Source organism: Tritonibacter sp. SIMBA_163 (assembly GCF_046535935.1).
Lineage (GTDB): Bacteria > Pseudomonadota > Alphaproteobacteria > Rhodobacterales > Rhodobacteraceae > Epibacterium > Epibacterium scottomollicae.
Window position 1 is genome coordinate 1 of sequence record NZ_JAWJBP010001265.1, and the last position, 238, is coordinate 238.

Annotated in this window: 1 pseudogene; it reads right to left on the minus strand. The window is 59.2% G+C overall.

Annotated features, from left to right (window positions below):
- A pseudogene (locus tag R0J92_RS26375) lies at positions 1-238 on the minus strand (glutathione ABC transporter permease GsiC); the annotation flags it as partial.

A 238-nucleotide genomic window follows, 5' to 3' on the forward strand; every position in this document is an offset into this window, starting at 1 on the left:
GGGCGGGCCGCGGAGACCACACCGGCTGCAACGCCAAGGATCGAACAGATCACAAAGGATGGGCCCGCCAGCACCAGCGTTGCATTAAATCGCTCCAGCACCGCGTCCAGAACCGCACGGTTGAGAGAGAAGCTGCGGCCAAAATCGCCCGGCAACATATTGCCAAGCCAGATAAAGCACCGCTGAACCAAGGGCTTATCGAGACCGAGATCGCGATTGAGCTTCTCCACATTCTCGG